Source organism: Solirhodobacter olei (assembly GCF_004010155.1).
Taxonomy (GTDB): Bacteria; Pseudomonadota; Alphaproteobacteria; order Rhodobacterales; family Rhodobacteraceae; genus Solirhodobacter; species Solirhodobacter olei.
This window is the reverse complement of sequence record NZ_RRYH01000003.1, coordinates 144,213-167,425: the sequence shown is the minus strand read 5'-3', so window position 1 is coordinate 167,425 and position 23,213 is coordinate 144,213. Positions and strand designations below refer to the sequence as shown.

The 23,213-nt window shown below is 70.2% G+C and carries 23 protein-coding genes; 14 read left to right on the top strand and 9 right to left on the bottom strand.

Annotation, left to right across the window (positions count from 1 at the left end):
• Positions 1–20: 20 nt before the first annotated feature.
• A complete protein-coding gene (locus EIP85_RS03035) occupies positions 21–695 on the bottom strand; it encodes a TetR family transcriptional regulator C-terminal domain-containing protein (RefSeq protein ID WP_127900673.1) in 675 nt (224 codons plus the stop codon).
• A 205-nt stretch (positions 696–900) separates the two neighbouring features.
• Between EIP85_RS03035 and EIP85_RS03030 the strand changes: the two genes are divergently transcribed.
• From EIP85_RS03030 to EIP85_RS03005, 6 genes are read left to right on the top strand one after another with little or no spacing between them, the layout of a single operon-like run.
• Positions 901–2,034: a 4Fe-4S dicluster domain-containing protein gene (locus EIP85_RS03030; protein ID WP_127900672.1), complete on the top strand. Its 1,134-nt coding sequence runs from the start codon at positions 901–903 to the stop codon at positions 2,032–2,034.
• A gap of 3 nt (positions 2,035–2,037) precedes the next feature.
• Positions 2,038–2,505, top strand: coding sequence for a cyclic nucleotide-binding domain-containing protein (locus EIP85_RS03025; RefSeq protein WP_127900671.1), 468 nt, complete (start codon positions 2,038–2,040; stop codon positions 2,503–2,505).
• Between the two features lies 1 nt (position 2,506).
• Entirely contained in the window at positions 2,507–3,355 is an 849-nt protein-coding gene (locus EIP85_RS03020; RefSeq protein WP_241559872.1) for an FAD/NAD(P)-binding protein, read from the top strand.
• 1 nt (position 3,356) lies between these two features.
• Entirely contained in the window at positions 3,357–4,124 is a 768-nt protein-coding gene (locus EIP85_RS03015) for an NADH-quinone oxidoreductase subunit B family protein (RefSeq protein WP_127900670.1), read from the top strand.
• Positions 4,117–5,409, top strand: a complete 1,293-nt coding sequence (locus EIP85_RS03010) for a Ni/Fe hydrogenase subunit alpha (RefSeq protein WP_127900669.1) — start codon at positions 4,117–4,119, stop codon at positions 5,407–5,409. Before EIP85_RS03015 ends, EIP85_RS03010 begins: the two co-directional genes overlap by 8 nt.
• Complete coding sequence (locus EIP85_RS03005) at positions 5,402–5,914, top strand: hydrogenase maturation protease (RefSeq protein WP_127900668.1); 513 nt, start codon at positions 5,402–5,404, stop codon at positions 5,912–5,914. The genes EIP85_RS03010 and EIP85_RS03005 overlap by 8 nt, the downstream gene beginning before the upstream one ends.
• Before the next feature lie 3 nt (positions 5,915–5,917).
• Here EIP85_RS03005 and cydX read toward each other — a convergent pair whose 3' ends face one another.
• The 7 genes from cydX to EIP85_RS02970 form a co-directional block, all read right to left on the bottom strand.
• Positions 5,918–6,067: a cytochrome bd-I oxidase subunit CydX gene (cydX, locus tag EIP85_RS03000; RefSeq protein WP_127900667.1), complete on the bottom strand. Its 150-nt coding sequence runs from the start codon at positions 6,065–6,067 to the stop codon at positions 5,918–5,920.
• A gap of 14 nt (positions 6,068–6,081) precedes the next feature.
• Positions 6,082–7,233 (bottom strand): cytochrome d ubiquinol oxidase subunit II, encoded by a 1,152-nt coding sequence (cydB, locus tag EIP85_RS02995; protein ID WP_127900666.1) that lies wholly within the window; start codon positions 7,231–7,233, stop codon positions 6,082–6,084.
• Positions 7,234–7,238: 5 nt separating this feature from the next.
• Positions 7,239–8,849, bottom strand: coding sequence for a cytochrome ubiquinol oxidase subunit I (locus tag EIP85_RS02990; RefSeq protein ID WP_127900665.1), 1,611 nt, complete (start codon positions 8,847–8,849; stop codon positions 7,239–7,241).
• A gap of 323 nt (positions 8,850–9,172) precedes the next feature.
• The gene (locus EIP85_RS02985; protein ID WP_127900664.1) at positions 9,173–10,816 is read right to left on the bottom strand and encodes an amino acid ABC transporter ATP-binding/permease protein; all 1,644 of its coding nucleotides are present in this window, start codon (positions 10,814–10,816) and stop codon (positions 9,173–9,175) included.
• Positions 10,813–12,516: an ABC transporter ATP-binding protein/permease gene (locus tag EIP85_RS02980; protein WP_241559871.1), complete on the bottom strand. Its 1,704-nt coding sequence runs from the start codon at positions 12,514–12,516 to the stop codon at positions 10,813–10,815. Before EIP85_RS02980 ends, EIP85_RS02985 begins: the two co-directional genes overlap by 4 nt.
• Before the next feature lie 3 nt (positions 12,517–12,519).
• Positions 12,520–12,951, bottom strand: a complete 432-nt coding sequence (locus EIP85_RS02975; RefSeq protein ID WP_127900663.1) for a protein tyrosine phosphatase family protein — start codon at positions 12,949–12,951, stop codon at positions 12,520–12,522.
• Between the two features lie 81 nt (positions 12,952–13,032).
• The gene (locus tag EIP85_RS02970; protein WP_127900662.1) at positions 13,033–13,908 is read right to left on the bottom strand and encodes an MBL fold metallo-hydrolase; all 876 of its coding nucleotides are present in this window, start codon (positions 13,906–13,908) and stop codon (positions 13,033–13,035) included.
• Between the two features lie 157 nt (positions 13,909–14,065).
• On the opposite strand from EIP85_RS02970, the gene EIP85_RS02965 reads away from it, so the two are divergent.
• From EIP85_RS02965 to EIP85_RS02940, 7 genes are all read left to right on the top strand, one after another.
• A complete protein-coding gene (locus EIP85_RS02965; protein WP_127900661.1) occupies positions 14,066–14,383 on the top strand; it encodes a TraR/DksA family transcriptional regulator in 318 nt (105 codons plus the stop codon).
• Positions 14,384–14,424: 41 nt separating this feature from the next.
• Positions 14,425–14,586, top strand: coding sequence for a hypothetical protein (locus EIP85_RS22725; protein ID WP_164871627.1), 162 nt, complete (start codon positions 14,425–14,427; stop codon positions 14,584–14,586).
• Between the two features lie 227 nt (positions 14,587–14,813).
• On the top strand, positions 14,814–16,862 hold the full coding sequence (locus EIP85_RS02960; RefSeq protein WP_127900660.1) for an enoyl-CoA hydratase-related protein: 2,049 nt from the start codon (positions 14,814–14,816) through the stop codon (positions 16,860–16,862).
• Between the two features lie 338 nt (positions 16,863–17,200).
• Positions 17,201–18,493 carry a serine--tRNA ligase gene (gene serS / locus EIP85_RS02955; protein WP_127900659.1) on the top strand — a complete coding sequence of 431 codons (1,293 nt, stop codon included), beginning with the start codon at positions 17,201–17,203 and terminating at the stop codon, positions 18,491–18,493.
• 318 nt (positions 18,494–18,811) lie between these two features.
• A complete protein-coding gene (locus EIP85_RS02950) occupies positions 18,812–20,002 on the top strand; it encodes a cytochrome P450 (protein WP_422067201.1) in 1,191 nt (396 codons plus the stop codon).
• Positions 20,003–20,188: 186 nt separating this feature from the next.
• Positions 20,189–21,355, top strand: coding sequence for an NAD(P)/FAD-dependent oxidoreductase (locus EIP85_RS02945; RefSeq protein WP_127900658.1), 1,167 nt, complete (start codon positions 20,189–20,191; stop codon positions 21,353–21,355).
• A gap of 46 nt (positions 21,356–21,401) precedes the next feature.
• Positions 21,402–21,839 (top strand): universal stress protein, encoded by a 438-nt coding sequence (locus tag EIP85_RS02940; protein ID WP_127900657.1) that lies wholly within the window; start codon positions 21,402–21,404, stop codon positions 21,837–21,839.
• A gap of 33 nt (positions 21,840–21,872) precedes the next feature.
• Here the strand turns inward: EIP85_RS02940 and EIP85_RS02935 are convergent, their stop codons facing one another.
• Complete coding sequence (locus tag EIP85_RS02935; protein ID WP_127900656.1) at positions 21,873–22,250, bottom strand: phasin family protein; 378 nt, start codon at positions 22,248–22,250, stop codon at positions 21,873–21,875.
• Positions 22,251–22,394: 144 nt separating this feature from the next.
• On the opposite strand from EIP85_RS02935, the gene EIP85_RS02930 reads away from it, so the two are divergent.
• Positions 22,395–23,189 (top strand): dimethylarginine dimethylaminohydrolase family protein, encoded by a 795-nt coding sequence (locus EIP85_RS02930; protein WP_127900655.1) that lies wholly within the window; start codon positions 22,395–22,397, stop codon positions 23,187–23,189.
• Positions 23,190–23,213 lie beyond the last annotated feature (24 nt).

The following is a 23,213-nucleotide window of genomic DNA, read 5'->3' as shown; positions in this document are numbered from 1 at the left end:
GCGCACCTTCCTGCCGGCTCCTACCCCGCCAGCGGCCCCTCGTAGCCGAAATGCTTGGGAAAGGTGGCCACCAGATCGTCCACCGCCGCCGCCCAGGCCGCCTCGCGCCGGGTGCCGCCCATCATCAGCCGCACCCAGAGCCCCTCCAGCATCGCGCAAAGTGACAGCGCCATTGCCTCCGGCGCATAGCCATAGCCGGCCTCGGCCTTCAGCTCGGCCAGGATCCCCTGCACCACCTGCTGGTACTTGTCGTCCCGCGCGCCGCAGAGCGCCTGGTAGGTCGGCCGCGACTTCGCCTCGCCCCAGAAGGCGCACCAGGCCGCGATCTTGCGCCGGGTGCAGACCCGCCGATCGAAATCCGCCGCCACGACAGCCCAAAGCCGGTCGGCCGCCCGCGGCCCCGCCTTCGTCACCGCCGCCTCCCAATGGCCGACATACTCGTCCGCCAGGTGCTGAAGCGTGGCGATCAGCAGGTTCTCCTTGCTCTCGAAATGGAAGTTGACGATGCCGCGCGACAGCCCCGCGCCGTCGGCCACGTCGGCCATGGTCGTCTCGGCGTAGCCGCGCTTGGCAAGGCTGTCGATCGTCGCCTCGATCAGCTGCGCCCGCCGCGCCGCCTTCGACGCCTTGCGTCCCTTCACCGGCGTCGCGGCCGTCGCCCGCCCCGGTCCCGCCTCGCCCGCATCATCCGCCATGTCCGCCCGTTCCAATCCTTCCGATCCGCCTTCCCGGCAGGCCCCGCCCCGGGCGCCGCCGCGCAGGAGACCCTACCCCAATCCCCGCCGCACGCAATGCAAGCGCCGCACAGGAGCGGCAGGACCGTGTAACCTGTGTGAAACGACTCGCCTCCGCCTTGCGCCAGATCAACGTCACGCCTGCCCGAGGTTGCTACCGAAACGCATGACCCGCGCGCCGCTGCACTTGCCCGATCCAACGCTTCTCCTCGCCGCCCTGCTGGCCGAGGGCATCCGCGTGATCGGCCCGGCCCCGGTACAGGGCGCCATCGCCTATGAACCGCTTGACCGGCCCGAGGACCTTCCCAAGGGCCTTTCCGACAGCCAGTCCCCCGGCCACTACCGCCTGGCCGAAACAGCGCCCGGCCGCTGGTTCGACTACGTCGTGGGCCCCCAGTCCTGGAAGAAATGGCTCTTCCCCGCCCGCCAGAAGCTCTGGAGCGCGGAACGCACGGCCGACGGCTTCGAACTCGGCCAGCCGGATGAACCCTGGCCCAGGACGGCCTTCTTCGGTGTCCGCCCCTGCGAGATCGCGGCGATGGAGATCCAGGACCGCGTCTTCGACAACGGCAGCTTCACCGATCCCGGCTACGCCCGCCGCCGCGCGGGGACACTGATCGTCTCCGTTAACTGCGCCCGCGCGGCAGAGACCTGCTTCTGCGCCTCCACCGCGACCGGCCCCCGGGCCGAGGCCGGCTACGACCTCGCGCTGACCGAACTTGCCACCGGCACGGGCCTCCTGCTGGAGATCGGCAGCGACGAAGGCGCGCGCATCGCCGCCACGCTCGCCCTCGCCCCCGCCACCCCGGCCCAGATCGCCGAGGCGAAGGCCACCAGCGCCGCCACCGCCCGCGCGCAGACCCGCGCCATGCCCGAAGCCATCGCCGGCACGCTGAAAGCCAACCCCGAGCACCCCCAGTGGGAGGATGTCGCCGCCCGCTGCCTTGGCTGCGCCAATTGCACGCTGGCCTGCCCGACCTGCTTCTGCACCGATGTCGAGGATGTCACCGACCTCTCCGGCGATCATGCCGAGCGCTGGCGGAGCTGGGACAGCTGCTTCTCCATCGACTTCACCTATGTCCACGGCGGCGCCGTCCGCCGCTCCGGCAAGTCCCGCTACCGGCAATGGATGACCCACAAGCTCTCCGCCTGGCATGACCAGTTCGGAAGCTCCGGCTGCACCGGCTGCGGCCGCTGCATCGCCTGGTGCCCCGTCGGCATCGACATCGTGGCCGAAGCCCACGCCCTGTCCGCCCCCGATCCCTCCCTTCCCGCTCCCGCCCCGCACGAGGAGGCCTGACTCATGGAAATCCACCGTTTCGAGGAGATCCTCGCCCAGCACCCCCTCTTCGCCAGCTTCGACACCGCGACGATCGCGCTTTTCGCAGGCTGCGCCCGGCACGAGCATTTCCGCGCCGGCGAGCGGATCTATTCCGAGGGCACCCCCGCCGACCGCTTCTTCATCGTCACCCATGGCGACGTCGCCCTCGAGGTCGCCACCCCGGAGCGCGAGCCGATCATCACCGAAACCGTCCACGCCGGAGAGCTCTTCGGCTGGTCCTGGCTGATCGCCCCCTTCAAGCATTCGAACGATGCCGTCGCGCTCAACGAGGTCCGCGCCATCAGCCTGGACGGCGCCTGCCTGAGAACGAAATGCGAGGCGAACCCGGCGCTCGGCTACACCATGTTCCAGCACTGGGTGCCGCATCTCGTCACCCGCCTGCGCTCGCTGCGCCTGCAGGTGCTCGACCTCTACGGCGTGAAGGCCTGAGATGGCCGCGCCCCTCCCGACGCCGGACCCGATGCTGCCCCGCCGCTATCGCGTGACCCGCGCGAAGGGCGAAATCGCGGGCACCGCGACGGTGGAACTTGCCCCCATCGACGGTGCGCCGATGACCTTCTCGCCGGGGCAGTTCAACATGCTCTACGCCTTCGGCGTGGGGGAGATCCCGGTTTCCATCTCCGGCGATCCGGCCCGCCCCGGTCAGCTCACCCACACCACCCGCGACGTGGGCCTCGTCTCGAAAGCCATCGTGGGTCTGAAGGAAGGCGACATGCTCGGCATCCGCGGCCCCTTCGGATCCGCCTGGCCGATCGAGGCCGCCGCGGGCCGCCACGCGCTTTTCATCGCGGGCGGCCTCGGCCTCGCGCCGCTTCGCCCCGCGATCTACCACGTCCTGAACAACCGCGCCGATTACGCCGGCCTCACCCTCGTCTACGGCGCCCGCTCTCCCGACGAACTGCTTTATGCCGAGGAGATCTCCACCTGGAAATCCCGCCTCGACACCGAGGTGGAGGTGACGGTCGACCACGCCCGCCCCGGCTGGACGGGCCGCGTCGGCGTGGTGACGACCGCGCTTCCCCACGCCTTGGCCGGCACCGATCCCGCAACGATCGAGGCCTTCATCTGCGGGCCGGAGATCATGATGCGCTTCACGCTGCAGGCGCTGGAGGCGGCGGGCGTGTCCTCCGATCACTGCTGGGTCTCGATGGAGCGCAACATGAAATGCGCCCTCGGCTTCTGCGGCCATTGCCAGTTCGGCGGCGATTTCATCTGCAAGGACGGCCCGGTCTTCCGCCACGACACAGTCGCCGCCCGCCTTGGCCTGAAGGAGCTCTGAGATGGCGAACCCGAAGCTCGCGGTCTGGAAATTCGCCTCCTGCGACGGCTGCCAGCTGACGCTTCTCGATTGCGAGGACGAGCTTCTGGAGATCGCCGGACGGGTCGACATCGCAGAGTTTCTCGAGGCCAGCTCCGGCCGCTCCGGCGGGCCCTATGACGTCTCGCTTGTGGAAGGCTCCGTGACGACAGCCCATGACGCCCAGCGGATCCAGGAGATCCGGGCGAACTCGAAGGTCCTGATCACCATCGGCGCCTGCGCCACCGCGGGCGGCATCCAGAGCCTGCGCAACTTCGCCGATGTCGCGGAATTCACCCGCCAAGTCTACGCCCACCCGGACTACATCTCGACACTTGCCACCGCGACGCCGATCTCCGACCACGTGAAGGTGGATTTCGAGCTGCGCGGCTGCCCGATCAACAAGCGCCAGCTGATCGAATTGATCTCCGCCACCCTCGCCGGCCGGACCCCGCATGTGCCGAAGACCTCGCAATGCACCGAATGCAAGGCGCATGGCACGGTCTGCGTGCTCGTCGCCCACGGCACCCCCTGCCTCGGCCCGGTGACACAGGCCGGTTGCGGCAACCTCTGCCCCTCGCACGGGCGTGGCTGCTACGGCTGCTTCGGCCCGAAGGAGGCGCCCAACCCCGAAAGCCTCTCCGCCCGGCTCGCCGAGCTGGGCGAGACGCCCCGCCAGATCCGCGACCTTTACCGAAGCTTCAATGCCGCCGCCCCCGACTTCAGCCGCGAAAGCCAGCGCCATGACTGAAAAGATCATCCAGGTCGACGCCCTCGCCCGGGTCGAGGGCGAAGGCGCGCTCTACGTCAAGCTGAACGGCGACGTGCTGGAGAAATGCGAGTTCCGCATCTTCGAGCCGCCTCGCTTTTTCGAGGCGTTCCTGCAGGGCCGCGACTACCACGAGGCGCCCGACATCACCTCTCGCATCTGCGGGATCTGCCCGATCGCCTATATCGCCTCCTCCTCGCAGGCGATGGAACAGGCGCTGGGGATCGAGATCACGCCCGAGATCCACGCGCTGCGCCGCGCGCTCTATTGCGGCGAATGGATCCAGAGCCACACGCTCCACGCCGCGATGCTGCACGCGCCGGATTTCCTCGGCCTCGACAGCGCGATGGACATCGCCCGCGACGCGCCGGACCTGGTGCGCAAGGCGCTGCGGCTGAAGAAGCTGGGCAACACGCTGATGGAGGTCATCGGCGGCCGCGCCGTCCATCCCGTCAACACGCGCGTCGGCGGCTTCTACACCGCGCCCCCCCGCGCCGCGATCGAGGCGCTTCTGCCCGAACTCGACTGGGGCGCCCAGGCCGCGCGCGAGCTGGCGCTCGACTTCGCCCGCTTCGACTTCCCCGACGATGAGGGCGATTATCACTTTGTCTCCCTCACCCACCCCGAGGTCTACCCAATCATTGAGGGCCGCATCGGATCCTCCCGCGGGCTCGACATCGCCCCCGCCGAGTGGGAGGCGCATTTCGTCGAAGAGCATGTCGCCCGCTCCAACGCGCTGCACGGCCACATGCGGGACGGCTCGGCCTATCTCACCGGCCCCCTCGCCCGATACGCGCTGAACTTCGCTCGACTGTCCCCCACCGCGCAGCAGACCGCGCGCGACTGCGGCCTGGGTGAGGTGGTGACGAACCCGTTCAAATCCATCCTCGTCCGCATGGTCGAGGTGCAATACGCAGTGGAAGAGGCCGCCCGGATCCTCCGCGGCTACACGCCCCCCGCCCCGGCCTTCGTCGAGGCCGCCGCCCCCCGCGCCGGCACCGGCCATGGCGCGACCGAAGCGCCGCGCGGGCTCTGCTACCACAGCTACCGCCTCGACGGCGAAGGCCGCATCGTCGAGGCGCGGATCGTGCCGCCCACCTCGCAGAACCAGCCGCAGATAGAGGCCGACCTCGCCCGCGTGGTTCAGGCGAACCTCGCACTGAACGACGGCGCGCTGAAGCTGCGCTGCGAGCAGACGATCCGGAACTACGATCCCTGCATCTCTTGCGCGACGCATTTCCTCAAGCTGACGGTCGACCGTGGCTGAGTCGGAGGGGCCGCAGGCGGGGGTTTCACACCCCCGCGCCCCCGTGGAGTATTTCGGCCAGGAGAAAGCAGGCGTGCTGATCCTCGGGATCGGCAACGCGATGCGGGCGGATGATGGGGTCGGACCCTTCGTTGCCGCGCGGCTGGCCGAGGCGGGGCTGCCCGCCCGAGCGCATGAGGGCGACGGGACCGGCGTGATAGATGCGATGGCGGAGGCGGCGCACCTCGTGCTGGTCGACGCCACCGCCAGTGGCGCGGCGCCGGGGCATCGCAGCATGCTCGACGGGCTGCAGCCGGTGCCGGCAGAGTTCTTCCATTACTCCACCCATCGCTTCGGCGTGGCGGAGGCGGTGGAGACCGCCCGCGCCCTGGGCCTCCTGCCCGCGCGGCTGACGATCCACGGCATCGAAGGCGCGGATTTCTCGGCCGGAGAACGGCTCAGCGCCCCGGTGGCCGATGCCGCCGGGGCGCTGATATCCGAGCTTTTGCAGGAGTTTGCGGGCTGATCCTCAGCCGCGCTTCTTTTTCTTGGCGACCATGGAGCGCGACTCGCGCTCCCCCGCCATCACCGCGTCTTCCTGCAGCTCCAGCCACATCGCGTTGACGACGGCGAAGCCCGCGGCCAGCGGCAGTCCCAGCATCCAGGCGAAATACCACATCTGCCTTCTCCTTCTCAGTAGACCGAGTCACTGGCCTCGGCGACACCATCTTCCGTCACCTTGCCCCAGAGCACTTTGTAGACCCAGGCCGTGTAGGCCAGGATGATCGGCACGAAGATCACCGCGCAAACCAGCATGACGAAAAGCGTCATTTGCGACGACGAGGCGTTCCACACCGTCAGCGAGCTTTTCGGGTCGGCCGAGGACGGCAGGATGAACGGGAACATCGTCAGCCCGACCGAGGAAATGATCCCGATGATCCCAACCTTCGACCAGGCGATGGCACCCAGTTCCCAGCCCCGGCGCAGACCCAGCGAGGCCATCAGCATGCCCAGGAGCCCCGCCACCGGCGCAATCGCGATCCAGGGCCGCGCGTCATAAGCCGCCATCCAGTTTCCGCCGCGCGCCATGTCGATCAGGAAGGGGTTGGAGGGCGCATTGGCCGCCGCCGGCCCCACGATGTGGTAGCCCACGATCCCCTCGGCCATCCAGACGCCCGCCAGCGCATAGGCGACGGCCGCGACAAGCCCGGTGACCGAACCAATGGCCCGCGCCCGCTCCGCCACCGGCCCCTCCGCCTTCAGTTGCAGCCAGCCCGCGCCGTGGGTGACCAGCATGGTCAGCGAGACGACACCCGCGAGCAGCGCGAAGGGATTGAGAAGCCCGAAGAAGGTGCCGGTGTAGATCGACATCAGGTCCTCGTTGAAGTGGAAGGGCACGCCTTGCAGCACGTTGCCCATCGCCACCCCGAAGATCAGTGCCGGCACCGCGCCGCCCACGAAGAGCGCCCAGTCCCAGGCCGAGCGCCAGCCCGCCCCGTCGCGCTTGGAGCGGTACTTGAACCCCACGGGCCGCAGGATCAGCGCCGCCAGCACCACGAACATCGCGAGGTAGAAGCCCGAGAAGCTGACCGCGTAAAGCGGCGGCCAGGCCGCGAAGATCGCCCCGCCGCCAAGGATGAACCACACCTGGTTGCCCTCCCAGACCGGGCCGATCGTGTTGATCGCGACGCGCCGCTCCAGGTCCGTCTTGCCCACGAAGGGCAGCAGCGTGCCGACACCGAGGTCAAAGCCGTCGGTCAGCGCGAAGCCGGTCAGAAGGACGCCCAGAAGGACCCACCAGATGACGCGCAGTACGTCGAGGGAAATGAGGTCATGCAGGATCATCAGTCTTACTCCGCCGGATTGCCGAAGGGCAGGTTGCCGTCATGGGTGCGCAGCCGGTGCTCATGCTTCGCCATCCAGCGCTCGGTCTCCTCGACCTCCATGTACGGGCCCTTCCGGATGTATTTCACCATCAGCCCCATCTCGACGATGAAGAGGACGGTGTAGAAGATCACGAAGCCCGCCAGCGTGATCGAGAGGTCGAGGATGCTCAGGTGGCTCACCGACATCGCCGTGGGCAGGACACCGTAGACCGTCCAAGGCTGGCGCCCGAACTCGGCGACGAACCAGCCCAGTTCGGCCGCGATCCAGGGCGTCGGAATCAGCGCCACCGCGAAGACCAGCATCCCGCGCGGGAACTTCATGCCGCGGAACGAGGCGCGGTAGAAGAAATAGCCCAGCGTGAAGATGAAGAGGAACCCGAGCCCGACCATGATCCGGAAGCCCCAGAACATCGGCCAGACGGTCGGCACCGTATCGGCGGCGGCCTTTTGGATATCGGCCTCTGTCGCCTTGGACGGGTCGGCCGTGTACTGCTTCAGCAGGAAGGCGTAACCCAGATCGCCTGCGTGCTCCTTGAAGGCCTTGGCGATCTCCGGCGTAACCGTGCCCTTACCCGCGCGATAGGCGGCAAGCGCGTCATAGGCGACAAGGCCGGACTTGATCTTGCCGACGGCCTGGGCCTCCAGCTCCTTGATCCCCGGGATCGGCGTGTCGAGCGAGCGGGTACCGATCAGCCCCATCACCCAGGGCACCTTCACCGCGTAATCGGTCTTGTGCTCGGCCTGGTTGGGAATGCCGAAAAGGGTGAAGGGCGCGGGCGCGGGCTCCGTCTCCCACATCGCCTCGATCGCGGCGAGCTTCATCTTCTGGTTCAGCGTCGCGTCGTAACCGCTTTCGTCGCCAAGCAGCACCACCGACAGGGCCGAGGCCAGGCCGAAGGCGGCCGCGATCGCGATGGAGCGGCGGGCAAGCTCGATATGCCGGCCCTTCAGCAGGTACCAGGACGAGACGCCCAGAACGAAGATTGAGGCGGTGACATAGCCCGCCGAGACGGTATGGACGAATTTCGCCTGCGCGACGGTGTTGAAGAGCACGTCGTAGAAGCTCGTCATCTCCATCCGCATCGTCACCGGGTCGAAGGTCGCGCCGACCGGGTGCTGCATCCAGCCGTTGGCGATCAGGATCCACAGCGCCGAGAGGTTGGAGCCGATCGCGACCAGCCAGGCCACCACGAGGTGCGCCCGCCGCGACAGCTTGTCCCAGCCGAAGAAGAAGAGACCGACGAAGGTGGCTTCGAGGAAGAAGGCCATCAGCCCCTCGATCGCCAGCGGCGCGCCGAAGATGTCGCCCACGTAATGGCTGTAATAGGACCAGTTCATCCCGAACTGGAATTCCATCGTCAGGCCGGTCGCGACGCCAAGGACGAAGTTGATGCCGAAGAGCGTCCCCCAGAATTTGACCATCTGTTTCCAGATCGGCCGGCCGGTCATGACGTAGACCGTCTCCATCGTCGCGACGATGATCGACAGTCCGAGCGTGAGCGGAACGAAGAGGAAGTGATAGAGCGCTGTCATCGCGAACTGAAGGCGTGACAGGTCGACCAGTTCTTGGTGCATGGGCTTGTCCCCGGTCTTGCCGGGCCAAAAGATGTCCCGGCGATTCAAATTACAGCATGATCTAGAACCAATGCAGATTTCCCGACTTGATCCCGATCAAAGTTTTCGCTGCGAACGCGAAGAAACTTGCTGCGTTCGTGAAATTATTAGGGCTGCCAGTCGGATATTCCATCGCGCTCGGTCTACATGAGACGAAAGACCGCTGCCCCTGTCCGTCCAGCGCGGGATGAGAGAGCAGGCGCAGCCCTGCGGGCCGGCACCCGCCCGGTCGCAGCACAGGCGCACCACGAATGATCGACCCGCCCGGGGCGTGACGGCGCGCGTCACACCAGCCGGATCACCCGATCCGCCCAGGCCAGCTCCGCCGCCCGGTGCGAGGCAGTGAGGATCGCCGCATCCGGCAGGAAGTCCCGGATCCCGGCCAGCACACGCTCCGCGGTCGCCGCATCCAGCCCCTCGGTCGGTTCGTCGAGAAGCAGCACCGCAGGCCGCCGCAGCAGCACCCGCGCCAGGGCCAGCCGCCGCTGCTCGCCCCCCGAAAGCCCGGCCCCCGCTTCGCCCAGCGTGGCGCCCAGCCCGCCCTTGTCGCGGATCACCGCGTCCAGGCCCGCCGCCGTAAGCGCGGCCCAGGCCTCGGCCTCGCTCACCCCGTCACGGGCCAGCGCGAGGTTCTCCATCACCGTCCCGGCCACCAGCGCACTGCGCTGCGGCAACAGCGCAAGCCGCCCGCGCAGGTCGGCCTCGCCCAGATCGCCGACCCGCGCGCCCGCGATCCGCACCTCCCCCGCCTCCGCCGGCAGCAACCCCGCCAGCACCCAGAGGAGCGTCGACTTGCCGGTGCCGCTTGGCCCCGCCAGGGCCACAGCCTCGCGCGGCGCGACGCGGAAGGAGAGGCCGTCGAGCACCGTCCGCTCCGCCCCCGGCCGCCTGAAGGTGAGGGCCGAGACCTCGATCCCGCCGCCTGTGGCCGCGCCCTCGGCACCGGGCGCGGCGGCAGTCCCCTCGACCCCTTCCATCACCCGGCCCGCGGCGTCCCGCATCCGGCCCAGCTCCGCCATGCCCCGCTGAAGGGCCGGGGTGATCTCGGCCAGCGCGAGCGCGACGAAGACCGCCAGCGCCGCCACCGGGCCAGAGATCGCCCCGCCGGCCACCAGCGCCCCGCCCAGCGCCATCGCGGCCGCCACGGCCCCCGCCACCACCAGCGCAAGCGCCAGCCCAGCGCCCCGGTCCACCCGGTCGAGCGCCCGCGCCGCCGCCCGGGCAGAGGCATCCTCCGCCAGCACCCGGGCGCGCTGGTCCGCCATCCGGCCATGGACGGTCAGTTCCACCCGCGCACGGATCATGTCGATCGCCTCGCGGCGAAGCGCCTGGCCCGCCCGCTCGGCCTGGACCGACGGCGCGGCGCCAAGCCGTGCGGTCAGCCACAGCACCCCGGCCCCGGCAACGACGAAGATCCCCGTGACCGCGAGCGCAACCTCCGGCCCGACCGCGACCCAGAGGAGGAGGACCGCCAGCCCCAGCACCGCCAGCGCCGCGACGAAGGGCAGAACAAGCCGCAGCGCCACCCCGTCGAGCGCATCGACATCCGCCGTCATCCGGTTCAGAGCCACCGCGCCCCGCAACCGCAGCATCTGTTCCAGCCCCGCCGCCGCCTGCCGGCGCAGCAGGTCCACCCGCAGCGCGGCCAGCGCGCTCAGCACCGCCTCGTGGGTCAGAAGCCGCTCGCCATAGCGCCCCGCCGTCCGCGCGATCGCAAGGCCGCGCACCCCGGCCGCCGGACCGAAGACGTTGAAGGCAAGGCCGAGGCCGGCCAGCCCCGCCGCGCCTGTCGCCGCGATGAACCAGCCGGAAAGGCCCAGCAGCCCGACCCCGGCGGCAAGCACCACGACCTCCAGCCCCAGCCCCGCCACCAGCACCCCTGGCCGCGCCCGCGCGATCAGCCGCCATACCTGCCAGAGCGGCCTCATAGCCTCAGCTCCCGCCCCATCGCCGCGATCAGCGCCGGGTCATGTGTGGCGACGATCAGCCCCACCCCTTTCACGCCCAGCGCCATCAGGGCTGAGATCACCGCATCCGCCGTTTCTGGGTCGAGGTCCGCCGTCGGCTCGTCCGCCAGCACCAGGTCCGGCCCCGCCGCCAGCGCACGGGCCAGCATGAGCCGCCGCGCCTCGCCACCGGAAATGCCGCCGCCGCTCTCGCCAAGCCGCGCCTGAAGCCCCCCCGGCAGCCGGGCCACCACGTCGCCCGCCCGCGCGGCCTCCAGCGCCGGGGCGAGATCGGCGCCCGTCCCGCGCGGGTCCAGGTTCTCCGCCAGCGACCGGTCGAGGAAATGCGGCGCCTGCCCGACCCAGGCGATCCGCGCGCGCCAGGCATCGGCATTGGCCTCGGACAGCGGCGCGCCCGCCACCAGAACGGCGCCGGAGGCGACCGGCACCAGCCCCGCCACGGCGGCCAGCAGCGTCGACTTGCCCGACCCGCTGAGCCCCGTGACCGCCAGCCGCTCGCCCGCGTCAAGCGAAAGCTCCGGCAGGCGCAGCCCCCGGCCGCCGCGCCGGATCTCCACATCCCGAACCACGACAGAGGCCGGGCCGGAAAGCCGCGCCGCGGGCCCGCCCGCGCCAAGAACCGCGACCGGCGCCACCGCCGCAGCTTCGGCCCCCGCCAGCTCGCCCGCCACGGCCAGCGCCGCCGCGCGGTCATGCCAGGCGGCAGCGACGTCGCGCAGCGGCTGGAAGAACTCTGGCGCGAGGAGCAACAGGAAAATCCCCTCGCCCGCGCCCAGCGGCCCGGCCCATGTGCCGAAACGCAGGTAGCCCAGAAGCGAGAAGCCCACGAAAACCGCCACCATCGCGATCCCGAGCGAGGCGAAGAGCTCCAGCACGGTAGAGGACAGGAACGCGATTCGAAGGACCGCCATCGTGCGCTGCCGCAGACCCTCGGCCCTCGCCTCGAAATCCCGCGCCGTCCGCCCGCCCGCGTCCAGAAGGCGGATGTCGACCAGCGCGCCCAGTCGCTCCATCAACAGCGTGTTGAGATCGCCGATCTCCGCCATCTGCTTCTGGCTCGCCTCCCGCGCCTTCATCCCGATCAGCGCCATGAAGGCCGGGATCATCGGCCCGGCGACAACCAGGATCAGCGCCGCCGCCCAGGAAAACCACAGCGTTATCAAAAGGATCACGGCCGGCAGCACCACGGTGCGCAGACGCGCCGGCCGGTAGCGGGTGAGGTAGGGCAGAAGCATCGGCAGCTTCTGCGCCAGAAGCGCGCCAAGCGCGGCGGACCCCGGGCCGCCCTCCGCCCGCCGGCTCTCCCGCGCCACGGCGGCGGCGCGCTCGGCCGCCACGACCCGGTCGGCGGCGGCAAAGACGATGCCGCCCGCGCGATGCTCGATGAGCGCGCGAAGCGCCGCCAGGGCCAGGAAGGCCAGGGCCGAGGTCACCGCGTCTTCGACGCCCGCGCGTTGGTTCAGCCAGCTTGCCACCAGCGCGGCGATGACCCAGGCCTGAAACGGCCAGATCAACCCGGCCGTGACGGAAAGCCAGCCTGCCAGCCGGAACGCCCGCCCCTCGCGCGCCTCCAGCGCCTCGAGCCGGATCGCATCTGCGGTCTCCTCGCGACCCGCGGAGCCAGCGGCGGCACCCGCGCCGGCATCCGCGCCGGCGGCCAAGGCTCAGCCCTTCTCCGCCGCCAGCGCCTCGAGCTGCGGACGAAGTCCCGCAAGCTGGTAGCCGTATTGCGCCGGCAGACCGATCAGCTCCTCGACCGGGCGCTTGCCCGCCTGGCTCAGGGCCCAGAGGACCGAGCTGCGGTTGCCCGAGGCGCAATAGGCGAAGACCGGGCCCGGGGCGGTTTCGATCGCGTTGCCCTGGCACTCGACGATCTCCATCGTCAGATTTCCGTGGCTCAGCGGGTTCTCGACGAAGGCCATGCCCTCGGCTTCCACCGCCGCGCGCACGGCTGCGGCGGAGAACTCGGGCGGCACCTCGGCATCGGGGCGGTTGCAGATCACCACGGCGAAGCCCGCCGCCTTCAGCGCCGGCACGTCCTCCGGCGCGATCTGCGGCGAGACGGCGTAACTGTCGGTGATCTGTCGGATGTCCATCGGCGCTCCTCGGGCTCTGCGTCCCGGGCCGGCCCGGGCGGCGGCGATCCTAGCCGCTCGCCCGGCGCTGCGAAAGCCCGTTCACAGGCCGTTGACGGGGACCTTGAGGTAGGTGGTGCCGTTCTCCTCCGGCTCCGGCATCCGGCCCGCGCGCATGTTCACCTGAAGCGAGGGGATGATCAGTTTCGGCATCCCCAGCGTGGCATCCCGCGCCTCGCGCATCTGGACGAAATCGGCCTTGGACCGGCCCCCGCCGATATGGACGTTGCGCGCCTTCTCCTCGCCCACCGTAGTCTCCCAAGCGTAATCCTCGCGGCCCGGGGCCTTGTAGTCGTGGCACACGAAAACCCGCGTTTCGTCGGGCAGGCTGAGGATCTTCTGCACCGAGTCGTACATGACCTCCGCCGAACCGCCGGGAAAATCGCAGCGTGCCGTGCCGAAATCGGGCATGAAAAGCGTGTCGCCCACGAAGGCGGCATCGCCGATCACATAGGTCAGGCAGGCCGGCGTATGGCCGGGGGTATGCAGCACGTCCCCTCTCAGCTGGCCGATATGGAAGCTGTCGCCCTCGGTGAAGAGCCGGTCGAACTGGCTGCCGTCGCGCTGGAAACGGGTGCCTTCGTTGAAGACCTTGCCGAAAGTCTCCTGCACCAGGGTGATCCGGTCGCCGATGCCGATCTTGCCGCCCAGCCGCTCCTGAATATAGGGCGCGGCCGACAGGTGATCGGCATGGACGTGGGTCTCCAGCAGCCAGTCGACGGTCAGCCCCTCGGCCTCGATCCAGGCGATCACCGCGTCGGCCGAGCGCGTGTCGGTCCGGCCGGAGGCATAGTCGAAGTCGAGCACGGAATCGACCACCGCGCAGCGGGTTCCGGCCGGATCGCGGACGACATAGGTGACGGTATTCGTGGCCTCGTCGAAGAACGCCCGCACGACGGGCGAGACTTTACTGGGCATGATCCCCTCCGCGTTTGCCTGCCTCTGGATATGGCGAGAAGGGGACATATATCAAGCTTTGAATACCACCCAGGCCCGGAGTGCACGACGCGGTTGATTTGCGTCAAGGCGGCCGGACCGGCCCGTCCCTAGAGTGGCGGGACGAAAGGGAGACATCATGACACCAATCGCCACCCGCAAGGCGCAGCTCGAGGACCGTCTGAACCATCTGACGGCCCGGCTGAACACCATCGGAACCGAGCTCGACACCCACAACTCCCGCGACTGGGAGGAGCTCGCCACCGAACGCGAAGCAGACGAGGCGCTGGAGGCGATCGGCAATTCCGGCAAGCAGGAGATCCGCATGATCGAGGCCGCCCTGCGCCGGATCGAGGACGGCGAATACGGCTTCTGCGCCACCTGCGGCAAAGAGATCGCCGAGGCCCGGCTGGACCTCCTGCCCTACACCCCGTTCTGCAGCAGCTGCGCCCCCTGACGCCCGCTGCCGCATCGCGAGACACCGAGAGAGAGGCCCCGATGCCCCGACAGCCCCGCCCCGAAGGTCGGCCCCTCCGGCCCGCCGATTCCGCGCTCGCCCGGTTGCGCGATGAGCTTCTCGCCCTCGCCGCCATCCTGCCCCCGGCAGAGGCGGGACAGGCCCCCCTGCCCGCCCGCGCCGCTGCCCGCGAGGCCGCCTGACGGCCCGCATGTGGACCGCATGTGGACCACCGGCGGATCGCCCCATGCGCGCCAATCGGCAGCCTCCCGCCGGGCCGTGCCACGCGCACCATTGCCAAATGCCTGTATTGTCTTGTTAATGCCCCAAAGGGGCTGGGCGTGGACAAGGGTCCCGCACCCCCGGGGCCGCCCGTCGCACCCCGGCCGCCATACCGTGCCCACCCGCCGATGCGAGGAGAGCCGCTGACATGACGAGCCCCGTGACCTGGGAAAACCGCGACGGCATCGCGCTGATCACCATCGACAGCCCGCCGGTCAACGCCCTCGGCCACGCCGTCCGCGCCGGGCTCTGGGAGGCGGTCGAGGCGGCCGAGGCCGATCCCGCCGTCCGGGCCCTTGTGATCACCGCCGCCGGCCGCAGCTTCCCCGCCGGGGCCGATATCCGCGAATTCGGCAAGCCCCCGCAGGCGCCGCTGCTGCCCGATCTCTGCGACCGGATCGAGGTCTGCACAAAGCCGGTGATCGCCGCGCTGCATGGCACCGCGCTCGGCGGCGGGCTGGAGCTGGCGCTCGCCGCCCATGTGCGCATCGCCCATGCCAAGGCCCGCGTGGGCTTCCCCGAGATCAATCTCGGCCTTCTGCCGGGCGCCGGCGGCACCCAGCGCGCCCCGCGCCTGATCGGCGCCGAACAGGCGCTGCAGCTGATGACCGGCGGCCGCCCCGTCCGCGCCGCCGACGCGCTCGCCATGGGCCTTCTCGACGGCGTCGTGGAGGACGGTCTGACCGAGGCCGCGCTCGCCCTCGCCGCCGATCTGGTGGCCGACGGCACCGCCCCGGTGCCGACCCGCGACCGGACCGAAGGCTTCCGCAACCCGCAGGTCTACGCCGAGGCCATCGCCGCCGCCCGCCGCCAGCCCCATCCGCCCGAACAGCCCGCCGCCACGCGCATCGCCGATTGCGTCGAGGCGGCGCTCCTCCTGCCGTTCGAGGCCGGCCTCGCCTATGAACGCGCCGCCTTCGAGGAACTGCAGGCAACCCCCGCCGCCCGCGGCCTGCGCCACGCCTTTCTCTCCGAGCGCCGGCTGTCCAAGACGCCGGAGGCCGGGACCGAGGCCCGGCCGGTCGAGCATCTCGGCGTCATCGGCGGTGGCCGCACCGGGGCCGCGCTGGTCCTCTCGGCGCTTTCCGCCGGGCTGAGGGTCACGCTGGTCGAACGCGACCATGACGCGCTGATTGCGGCGCTCGAACGCATCGCCGATATCCACGAGGCAGAAGTCGCCCGCGGCCGCCTGACACCCGAGAAGCGCGACGAGGACTGGGCCCGCCTCGCCGGCTCTGCCGAGCTGCCGCGGCTGGCGGAGGCCGAGATGATCGTCGAGGCCGTGCCCGAGGACCTCGGTCTGAAGGCCGAGATCTTCAGCCAGCTCGGCCGCGTCGCCCGCCCCGGCGCGATCCTCGCCAGCGCCACCGCGGCGCTCGACATCGCAGCACTGGCCACCGCCGCCGGCCGCCCGGCCGACACGCTCGCCTTCCGGCCCTGGACCGAGATACCGCGCTCCGGCCTCGTAGAGCTCGGCGTGACGCCCCGGACCGGGGCGGAAGCCGTCGCCACCGCCACCGCGCTCGCCGCCCGGCTCGGCCACCGCGCGGTCCGCGCCACCGGCCCGCTTCTCGGCCGGATGATGGGGGCCTGGGCGGCGGCGGCCGACGGGCTCCTGCTGGCCGGCAGCACGCCGCTTCGGATCGACACCGCCCTGCGCGGCTACGGCTACCGCCGCGGCCGCTACCAGGCCGAGGACCTGATCGGCCTCGCCACGCTCTCGGGCCTCCGCCGGCCGGGGCTGGCCGACGGCCTCGCCGCGCGGGGCCGCACGGGCTGCGCAGTGGGCGCGGGCTGGTTCGACTGGCCGGAGGGCACCCGCCGGGCGCAGGAGAACGACGAGGTCCTCGCCCTGGTCGAGGCCGAGCGCCAGCGCCACGGCCTTCCCTCCCGCCCGGTGGGAGAGGAGGAGATCGTGCTGAGCTGCCTTCTCGCCCTGATCGCGGAGGGCACGCGGGTCCTGGCGGACGAGACCGCGCTGCGGCCGTCCGACATCGACATGGCTCTGATGATCGGGCTCGGCTTCCCACGCTGGCGCGGCGGCCCGATGCTCGCCGCCGACATGATGGGCCTGCTCGACGCGAAGAATGCGCTTGCCGCGCTCGCGCCGGAGAACCCCGAGCTCTGGACGCCCGCGGACCTGCTGGCCGACCTGCTCAAGAACGGCCGCAGCTTCGAGGATCTGAACGGCATCTGAGGCAAAGGGCAAAGAACTGCCCGTAGGGTGCGCATTCATCGCGCACCATGCCGCACTTCCTCCCCCCTTCCCCCGGCCCGAATGAGCGGTGCGCAGCACCGCCGGGCCAGCGCCCGTCCGCCCCTAAGGGCGGGCGCTTCCGGTGAGTCTGCCGCCCCGACGAAAAGAAGGGGGCGATGAAACCATAAACGGACAGACCTTCACCGCCCCTCGCGCCCACCCGCGGACGGTCGCTGCCCCTCCTCACTGCGCAAACATCCCCGTCGTGCGCGTCACCCCGCGCCCTTCCCCTCCGCGCCGCAATCGGGCATATCTCCGCGCAAGCAAAGAGGTGAGACATGCACGACATCCGCGCCATCCGCGAGACCCCGGACGCTTTCGACGCCGCCCTGGCCCGCCGTGGCCTCTCGCCGCTTGCCTCCGAGGTGCTGGCCATCGACGAGGCCCGCCGCGCGAAGATCCTCGCCGCCGAAACCGCCCAGGCCGCCCAGAACGCCGCCTCCAAGCAGGTGGGCGCCGCCAAGGCCGCCGGGGACGAGGCCGAATTCGAACGCCTCCGCGCCCTCGTCGCCGACAAGAAGGCCGAGGTCGCGCGCCTGAATGAGGAAGCCGCCGCCGAGGACGCCCGGCTGCGCGACCTCCTCATGACGATCCCCAACCTGCCGCTCGACGACGTCCCCGAGGGCGCCGACGAGGAGGCCAATGTCGAGTTCAAGCGCTGGGGCAGCCCGCGCGACTTCGCCTTCACCCCCAAGGAGCATTTCGAGATCGCAGGCGTAAAGCCCGGCATGGATTTCGAGCTTGCCGCCAAGCTCTCCGGCTCCCGCTTCACCGTGCTGCGCGGCGCGGTCCTGCGCGTCCACCGCGCGCTCGGCCAGTTCATGCTCGACACCCATGTGACCGAGCATGGCCTGACCGAGACCTGGACCCCGGTCCTGGTGAAGGAAGAGGCGATGTACGGCACCGGCCAGCTGCCGAAATTCGGCGAGGACAGCTACCAGACCACGAACGGCTGGTGGCTGATCCCGACCTCGGAGGTGACGCTGACCAATACAGTCGCGGGCGAGATCCTCGATGAGGCGGCCCTCCCGATCCGCATGACCGCCCATACCCAGTGCTTCCGCTCCGAGGCGGGTTCGGCCGGCAAGGATACCGCCGGGATGCTCCGCCAGCACCAGTTCGAGAAGGTGGAGATGGTCTCCATCACCACGCCCGAAACCTCGCGGGCCGAGCATGACCGCATGACCGGCTGCGCCGAGGCGATCCTGCAGAAACTGGGCCTGCCCTACCGGGTCGTCGTCCTCTGCACCGGCGACATGGGTTTCGGCGCGACCCGGACGCATGATCTCGAGGTCTGGCTGCCGGGCCAGGGCAAGTACCGCGAGATCAGCTCGGTCTCCGTCTGCGGCGCCTTCCAGGCCCGCCGGATGAATGCCCGTTTCCGCCTCGCCGCGGGCGGCAAGCCGGACTTCGTCCACACCCTGAACGGCTCCGGCCTCGCCGTCGGCCGCGCGCTGATCGCGGTGCTGGAGAACGGCCAGCAGGAGGACGGCTCGGTCGACCTGCCGGAGGCGCTCCACCCCTATCTCGGCGGCAAGACCCGCATCACCGCCGAGGGCACGCTGGCCTGATCTCCTGTGGTGTGCTTCCACGGCGCACCACACGATGCCACCGCCTTGCGCAAACGGAGGGCAGCGCCCGACCGCGGGTGGGCGCACACCGCGCGCCCGGTCTGTCCGTTTATGGCGAAGCGCCCCCTTCGGCATAATCCGCCGCAAGGGTGAAGAAGCGCCCGCCCGTCGGGGCGGTCGGGCGCTGACCGGCGGCACTTCGTGCCGCGCCTCGGGCGGGGCCGCGCCCCGTTCTATCCAGTGGCGTGGGGGCGCTTCGCCCCGCCCCCCTTGCCTCCGGCTGGCCCTTCCGCTTTCTTCCCAGCGAAGGAGCCCCCGATGACACTGCCCAAGATATCCCAATCGCCCACCGATCCCGCCTTCGTGCAGGATCCCTACCGCTTCTACGAGGCCGCCCGCGCCAAGGGTGGCATCGTCTTCTGGGAAGACTACGCGCTTCCCTGCGTCCTCTCCCACGCCGGCGTAAACGCCATCCTGCGCGACCGCCGCTTCGGCCGCGAGATCCCGCCCGAGAAGCGACGCCCCATCCCGCCCCACCAGGCTCCGTTCTACGCCGTCGAGGCTCATTCCATGCTGGAGCTGGAGCCGCCCCGCCACACCCGGCTCCGCGGTCTCGTCCTGCGCGCCTTCACCTCGCGCCGCATCGCCGCCATGGGCCCGGAAATCGCGCAGCTCTCCCATGAGCTGATCGACCGCTTTCCCGCGGGCGATTTCGACCTTCTCCCCGCCTTTGCCCGGCTCATCCCGGTCGTGGTCATTTCGCGCCTCCTCGGCGTGCCGGAAACGATGGCAGAGGACCTGCTCGGCTGGTCGAACGCCATGGTCGGCATGTACCAGGCCCGCCGTACCCGCGAGATGGAGGAGGCCGCCGCCACCGCCGCGACCGAGTTCTCCACCTTCCTGCGCGCCTATGTCGAGGAACGCCGCGCCCGCCCGGCGGACGACCTGATCACCCATCTCATCGCGGCCGAGGCAGAGGGAGAACGACTGACGACGGACGAGCTGATCACCACCTGCATCCTGCTGCTGAACGCCGGCCACGAGGCCACGGTCCATTCCATCGGCAATGCGGTGAAGACCCTCCTGCAGACCGATACACCCGCCACCGCGCTTGGCCCCGACGCCATCGAGGCGACGGTGGAGGAGCTTCTGCGCTACGACCCGCCGCTGCACCTCTTCACCCGGCACGCCTATGAGGATGTCGAGGTCATGGGCCACACGTTCGAGAAGGGCTCCGAGGTCGCCCTCCTCCTCGCCGCCGCGAACCGCGACCCCGGCATGTTCGACCGCCCGGCCCGGTTTCTTCCCGACCGCATCGCCAAGCCCAACCTCAGCTTCGGCGTCGGGCTGCACTTCTGCGTCGGCGCGCCGCTCGCGAGGCTGGAGATGCAGATCGCCCTGCCGATCCTGTTCGAGCGCCTGCCGAACCTGCGGCTCGCCGGAGCGCCGGGCTACGCCAATCTCTACCACTTCCACGGGCTGGAAAGCCTGAAGGTCGCGGCATCGTAACCCTCCCCGGCCTGAAAAAGCGGCACGAAATGCCGCCGGGCCAGCGCCCGTCCTCCCGGACGGATGGTCGCTGGCCCGGCGCCCCGCGCAATGCGCACCCCGATCGCGTACTGCCGCGCGGTTTCCCCTTGGCCCCCGCCCTCCGGCCCGGCTACACCTGCCCCATGACCGCCGCACCCCGCCCCGATGCCCGATTTTGACGCCACCATCGTCGGCGCCGGGGCCGTTGGCCTCGCCTGCGCCGCGGCCCTCGCCGACGCAGGCCAGTCGGTCCTCATTCTCGAGGCCGAGGCCCTCCCCGGCAGCCACACCTCCGCACGCAACAGCGAGGTGATCCACGCCGGCCTCTACTACCCGACCGGCAGCCTAAAGCACCGGCTCTCGGTCCGCGGCCGCCGCCTGCTCTACCCGTTCCTCGCCGCCCATGGTGTGGCCCATCGCAAATGCGGCAAGCTCGTCACCGCCACCAGCCCGGCCGAGCTGCCCGCCATCGAGGCCATCGCCGCCCGCGCAGCGGCCAACGGGGTGGAGAACATCCGCCTTCTCACCGCCGCCGAGGCCCGCGCGCGCGAGCCCGAGGTCCAAAGCCACGGCGCGCTCCTCTCAGCCGAGACCGGCATCCTCGACAGCCACGGCTACATGGCCGCGCTTCTGGCCCGGATCGAGGCGCAGGGCGGTCTGCTCGCCTGCCGCAGCCCCCTCGCCTCCGCCGAGCCGACCCCAGACGGCTTCAACCTCACCACCGGCGGCGACGATCCCGCCCACCTCACGACGGCCCGCCTCGTCAACAGCGCCGGCCTCTTCGCTCAGGCCACCGCCGGCCGTATCATGGGCCTCTCGCCCGAACACGTCCCGGCCCTCCACCTCGCCCGGGGCTGCTACTTCGGGCTGACCGGCAAAAGCCCGTTCCAAGGCCTCGTCTACCCCGCGCCGGTGGAGGGCGGGCTGGGCATCCACGCCACCATCGACCTTGCCGGGCGCACCCGCTTCGGCCCGGATGTCGAATGGCTCCCGCCCGGGGCCGCCGCCAGCCCGCCCGACTACTCCGTCGACCCCGCCCGCGCTGCGGCCTTCGCCACCGCGATCCGGCGCTACTGGCCCGGCCTGCCGGAGGGCGCGCTCTATCCCGACTACGCCGGGATCCGGCCGAAGCTCGCCCCCCGCGGCAGCCCCGACGCCGATTTCCGTATCGACGGGCCCGAGGTCCACGGCGTCGAAGGTCTCGTCAATCTCTTCGGGATCGAGAGCCCCGGCCTCACCGCCTCCCTCGCCATCGCCGAGGAGGTCGCGGCCCGCCTCGCCGAAGGTTCCGGCATGACATGGCGCAAGGACGGCCCGCCGCAGCGGCCCTAGACTCCCTGCGGCGGGCCAGCACCCGGCCCGCGCGGAGGAAAGAGCCATGAAAACCATCCTCACCGCCACCGACGGCTCCGAAGGCGCCGCCCGTGCGCTCGATTTCGCCATTTCGTTGGCCAGCCAGAGCGGCGCAACGCTGCACCTGATCAACGTGGTCGGCGGTTACGGTCTGCCCTCGGATGTAATGAGGCAACTTTCCACCCCCGGCAGCGCCTGGTTCGACGACGCGCTCGCAGCGGATTCGGCCGAGGTGCTGCACCAGGCCCGCGCCCGGGCCACCGCCGCCGGCCTCGGCTCGGTGATCCTCGAATCGCGGCATGGCGACGTGGCGGCGAGCATCCTGGACTATGCCCGCGAGCGCGGGATCGAGGTGATCGTTGTCGGCAAGCGCGGCCAGGGGCGGGTCGAGGCGATGCTGCTGGGCAGCGTGTCCCAGAAGCTTGTCAGCCTCGCCGACCGGGTCGTCGTCGTGGTGCCCTGAGCACAGGCGCAGGCAAAGGCGCAGGCGGCCGGCTCAGACCGGGCCGCTGTCCTTCTTCCGCTTCGGCACGGTGGCGTTCATCACCCCGGTGCCGAGCTGCACCAGCTTGCCGGTCTCGGCGGCATACTGCTCCAGCGCCTTCTGCAGGAACTCCGCCTGGATCTGCTGCGCCTGGGCGAAATCCCTGCAATTCAGCAGCGCGTGCTGGGTCTTGAAATCCTCCGCGATCCGGGCAGAGACGAACTGGATCACCTCGTTGCCGAGCGCGGCCAGCGTCTCGGTCATCGCGGCGCTCATCCACGCCATCTGGCCCAGCCCCTCGCGCTGCAGCGCGGTCAGCGAGGCCTCGGCCGCTGTGTCGGACCCGGTCTTTCCGGGCGTGTTTTCGGTCGGCTTGTCGGTCGCGGCCATGACTCTTCTCCTCTGCTTCCCGCGGGTATCCTGCCAGCCGCGCCTGCACGGCGCCTTGACCTTGCGCAAACCGGCGGCGCGCAGGCGGTTCCGCGCCGAGGCGGAATCGGCTAGGAGGGATCAGCCATCCAAAACAGGCCTGCCATGACCGACCGTTCCTACCGCTTCACCCACGCCATCTGCCGCGCGCCCTCCATCAGCGTGATCAACGGGTTGCGCGCCATCGATACCGGCACGCCCGACCTTGGGCTGATGCGCCAGCACCATGCCGATTACATCGCCGCCCTGCGCGAGGCCGGTGCCAAGGTGATCGAACTCTCGCCACTGACAGATTACCCCGATTCGCTCTTCGTGGAAGACACGGCCCTGTGTCTGCCGGAGGGCGCGATCCTGATGCGCCCCGGCGCCCCTTCGCGCCAGGGCGAGCCCGCGCATATGGCGCCGACCCTCACCGGCCTTTACGCCGAGGTCCTGCAGATCGAGGGTCCCGGCACCATCGAGGGCGGCGACATCCTGGTGACAGAACGCGAGATCCTCGTCGGCCGCTCCGCCCGCACCGACGCCAAGGGCGTCGAGGAGCTCACCCGCCTGACTGCCCGCTGGGGCTACAAGGTGCGCGAGATCGCAGTTCCCGAGGGCGTGCTGCATTTCAAGACCGACTGTTCGCTGCTGGACGAGGAGACGATCCTCTCGACCGAGCGCCTCGCCGCCTCCGGCTGTTTCGAGGGCTACCGGGTGATCCACACCGCCGAGGGCGAGGAGGCCGCAGCCAACTCGATCCGCTTCAACGGGCGGGTGATCATGCCGGCAGGCTTCCCGCGTACGGCCGAACTGCTGGATTGGGGCGATTACGACGTCCGCCAGATCGGCAACAGCGAATGCGCCAAGCTCGACGGCGGCATGTCTTGCCTCAGCCTGCGGTTCACCCCGAAGATCTGACGCGCCCGCACCCGACCTGTCGTC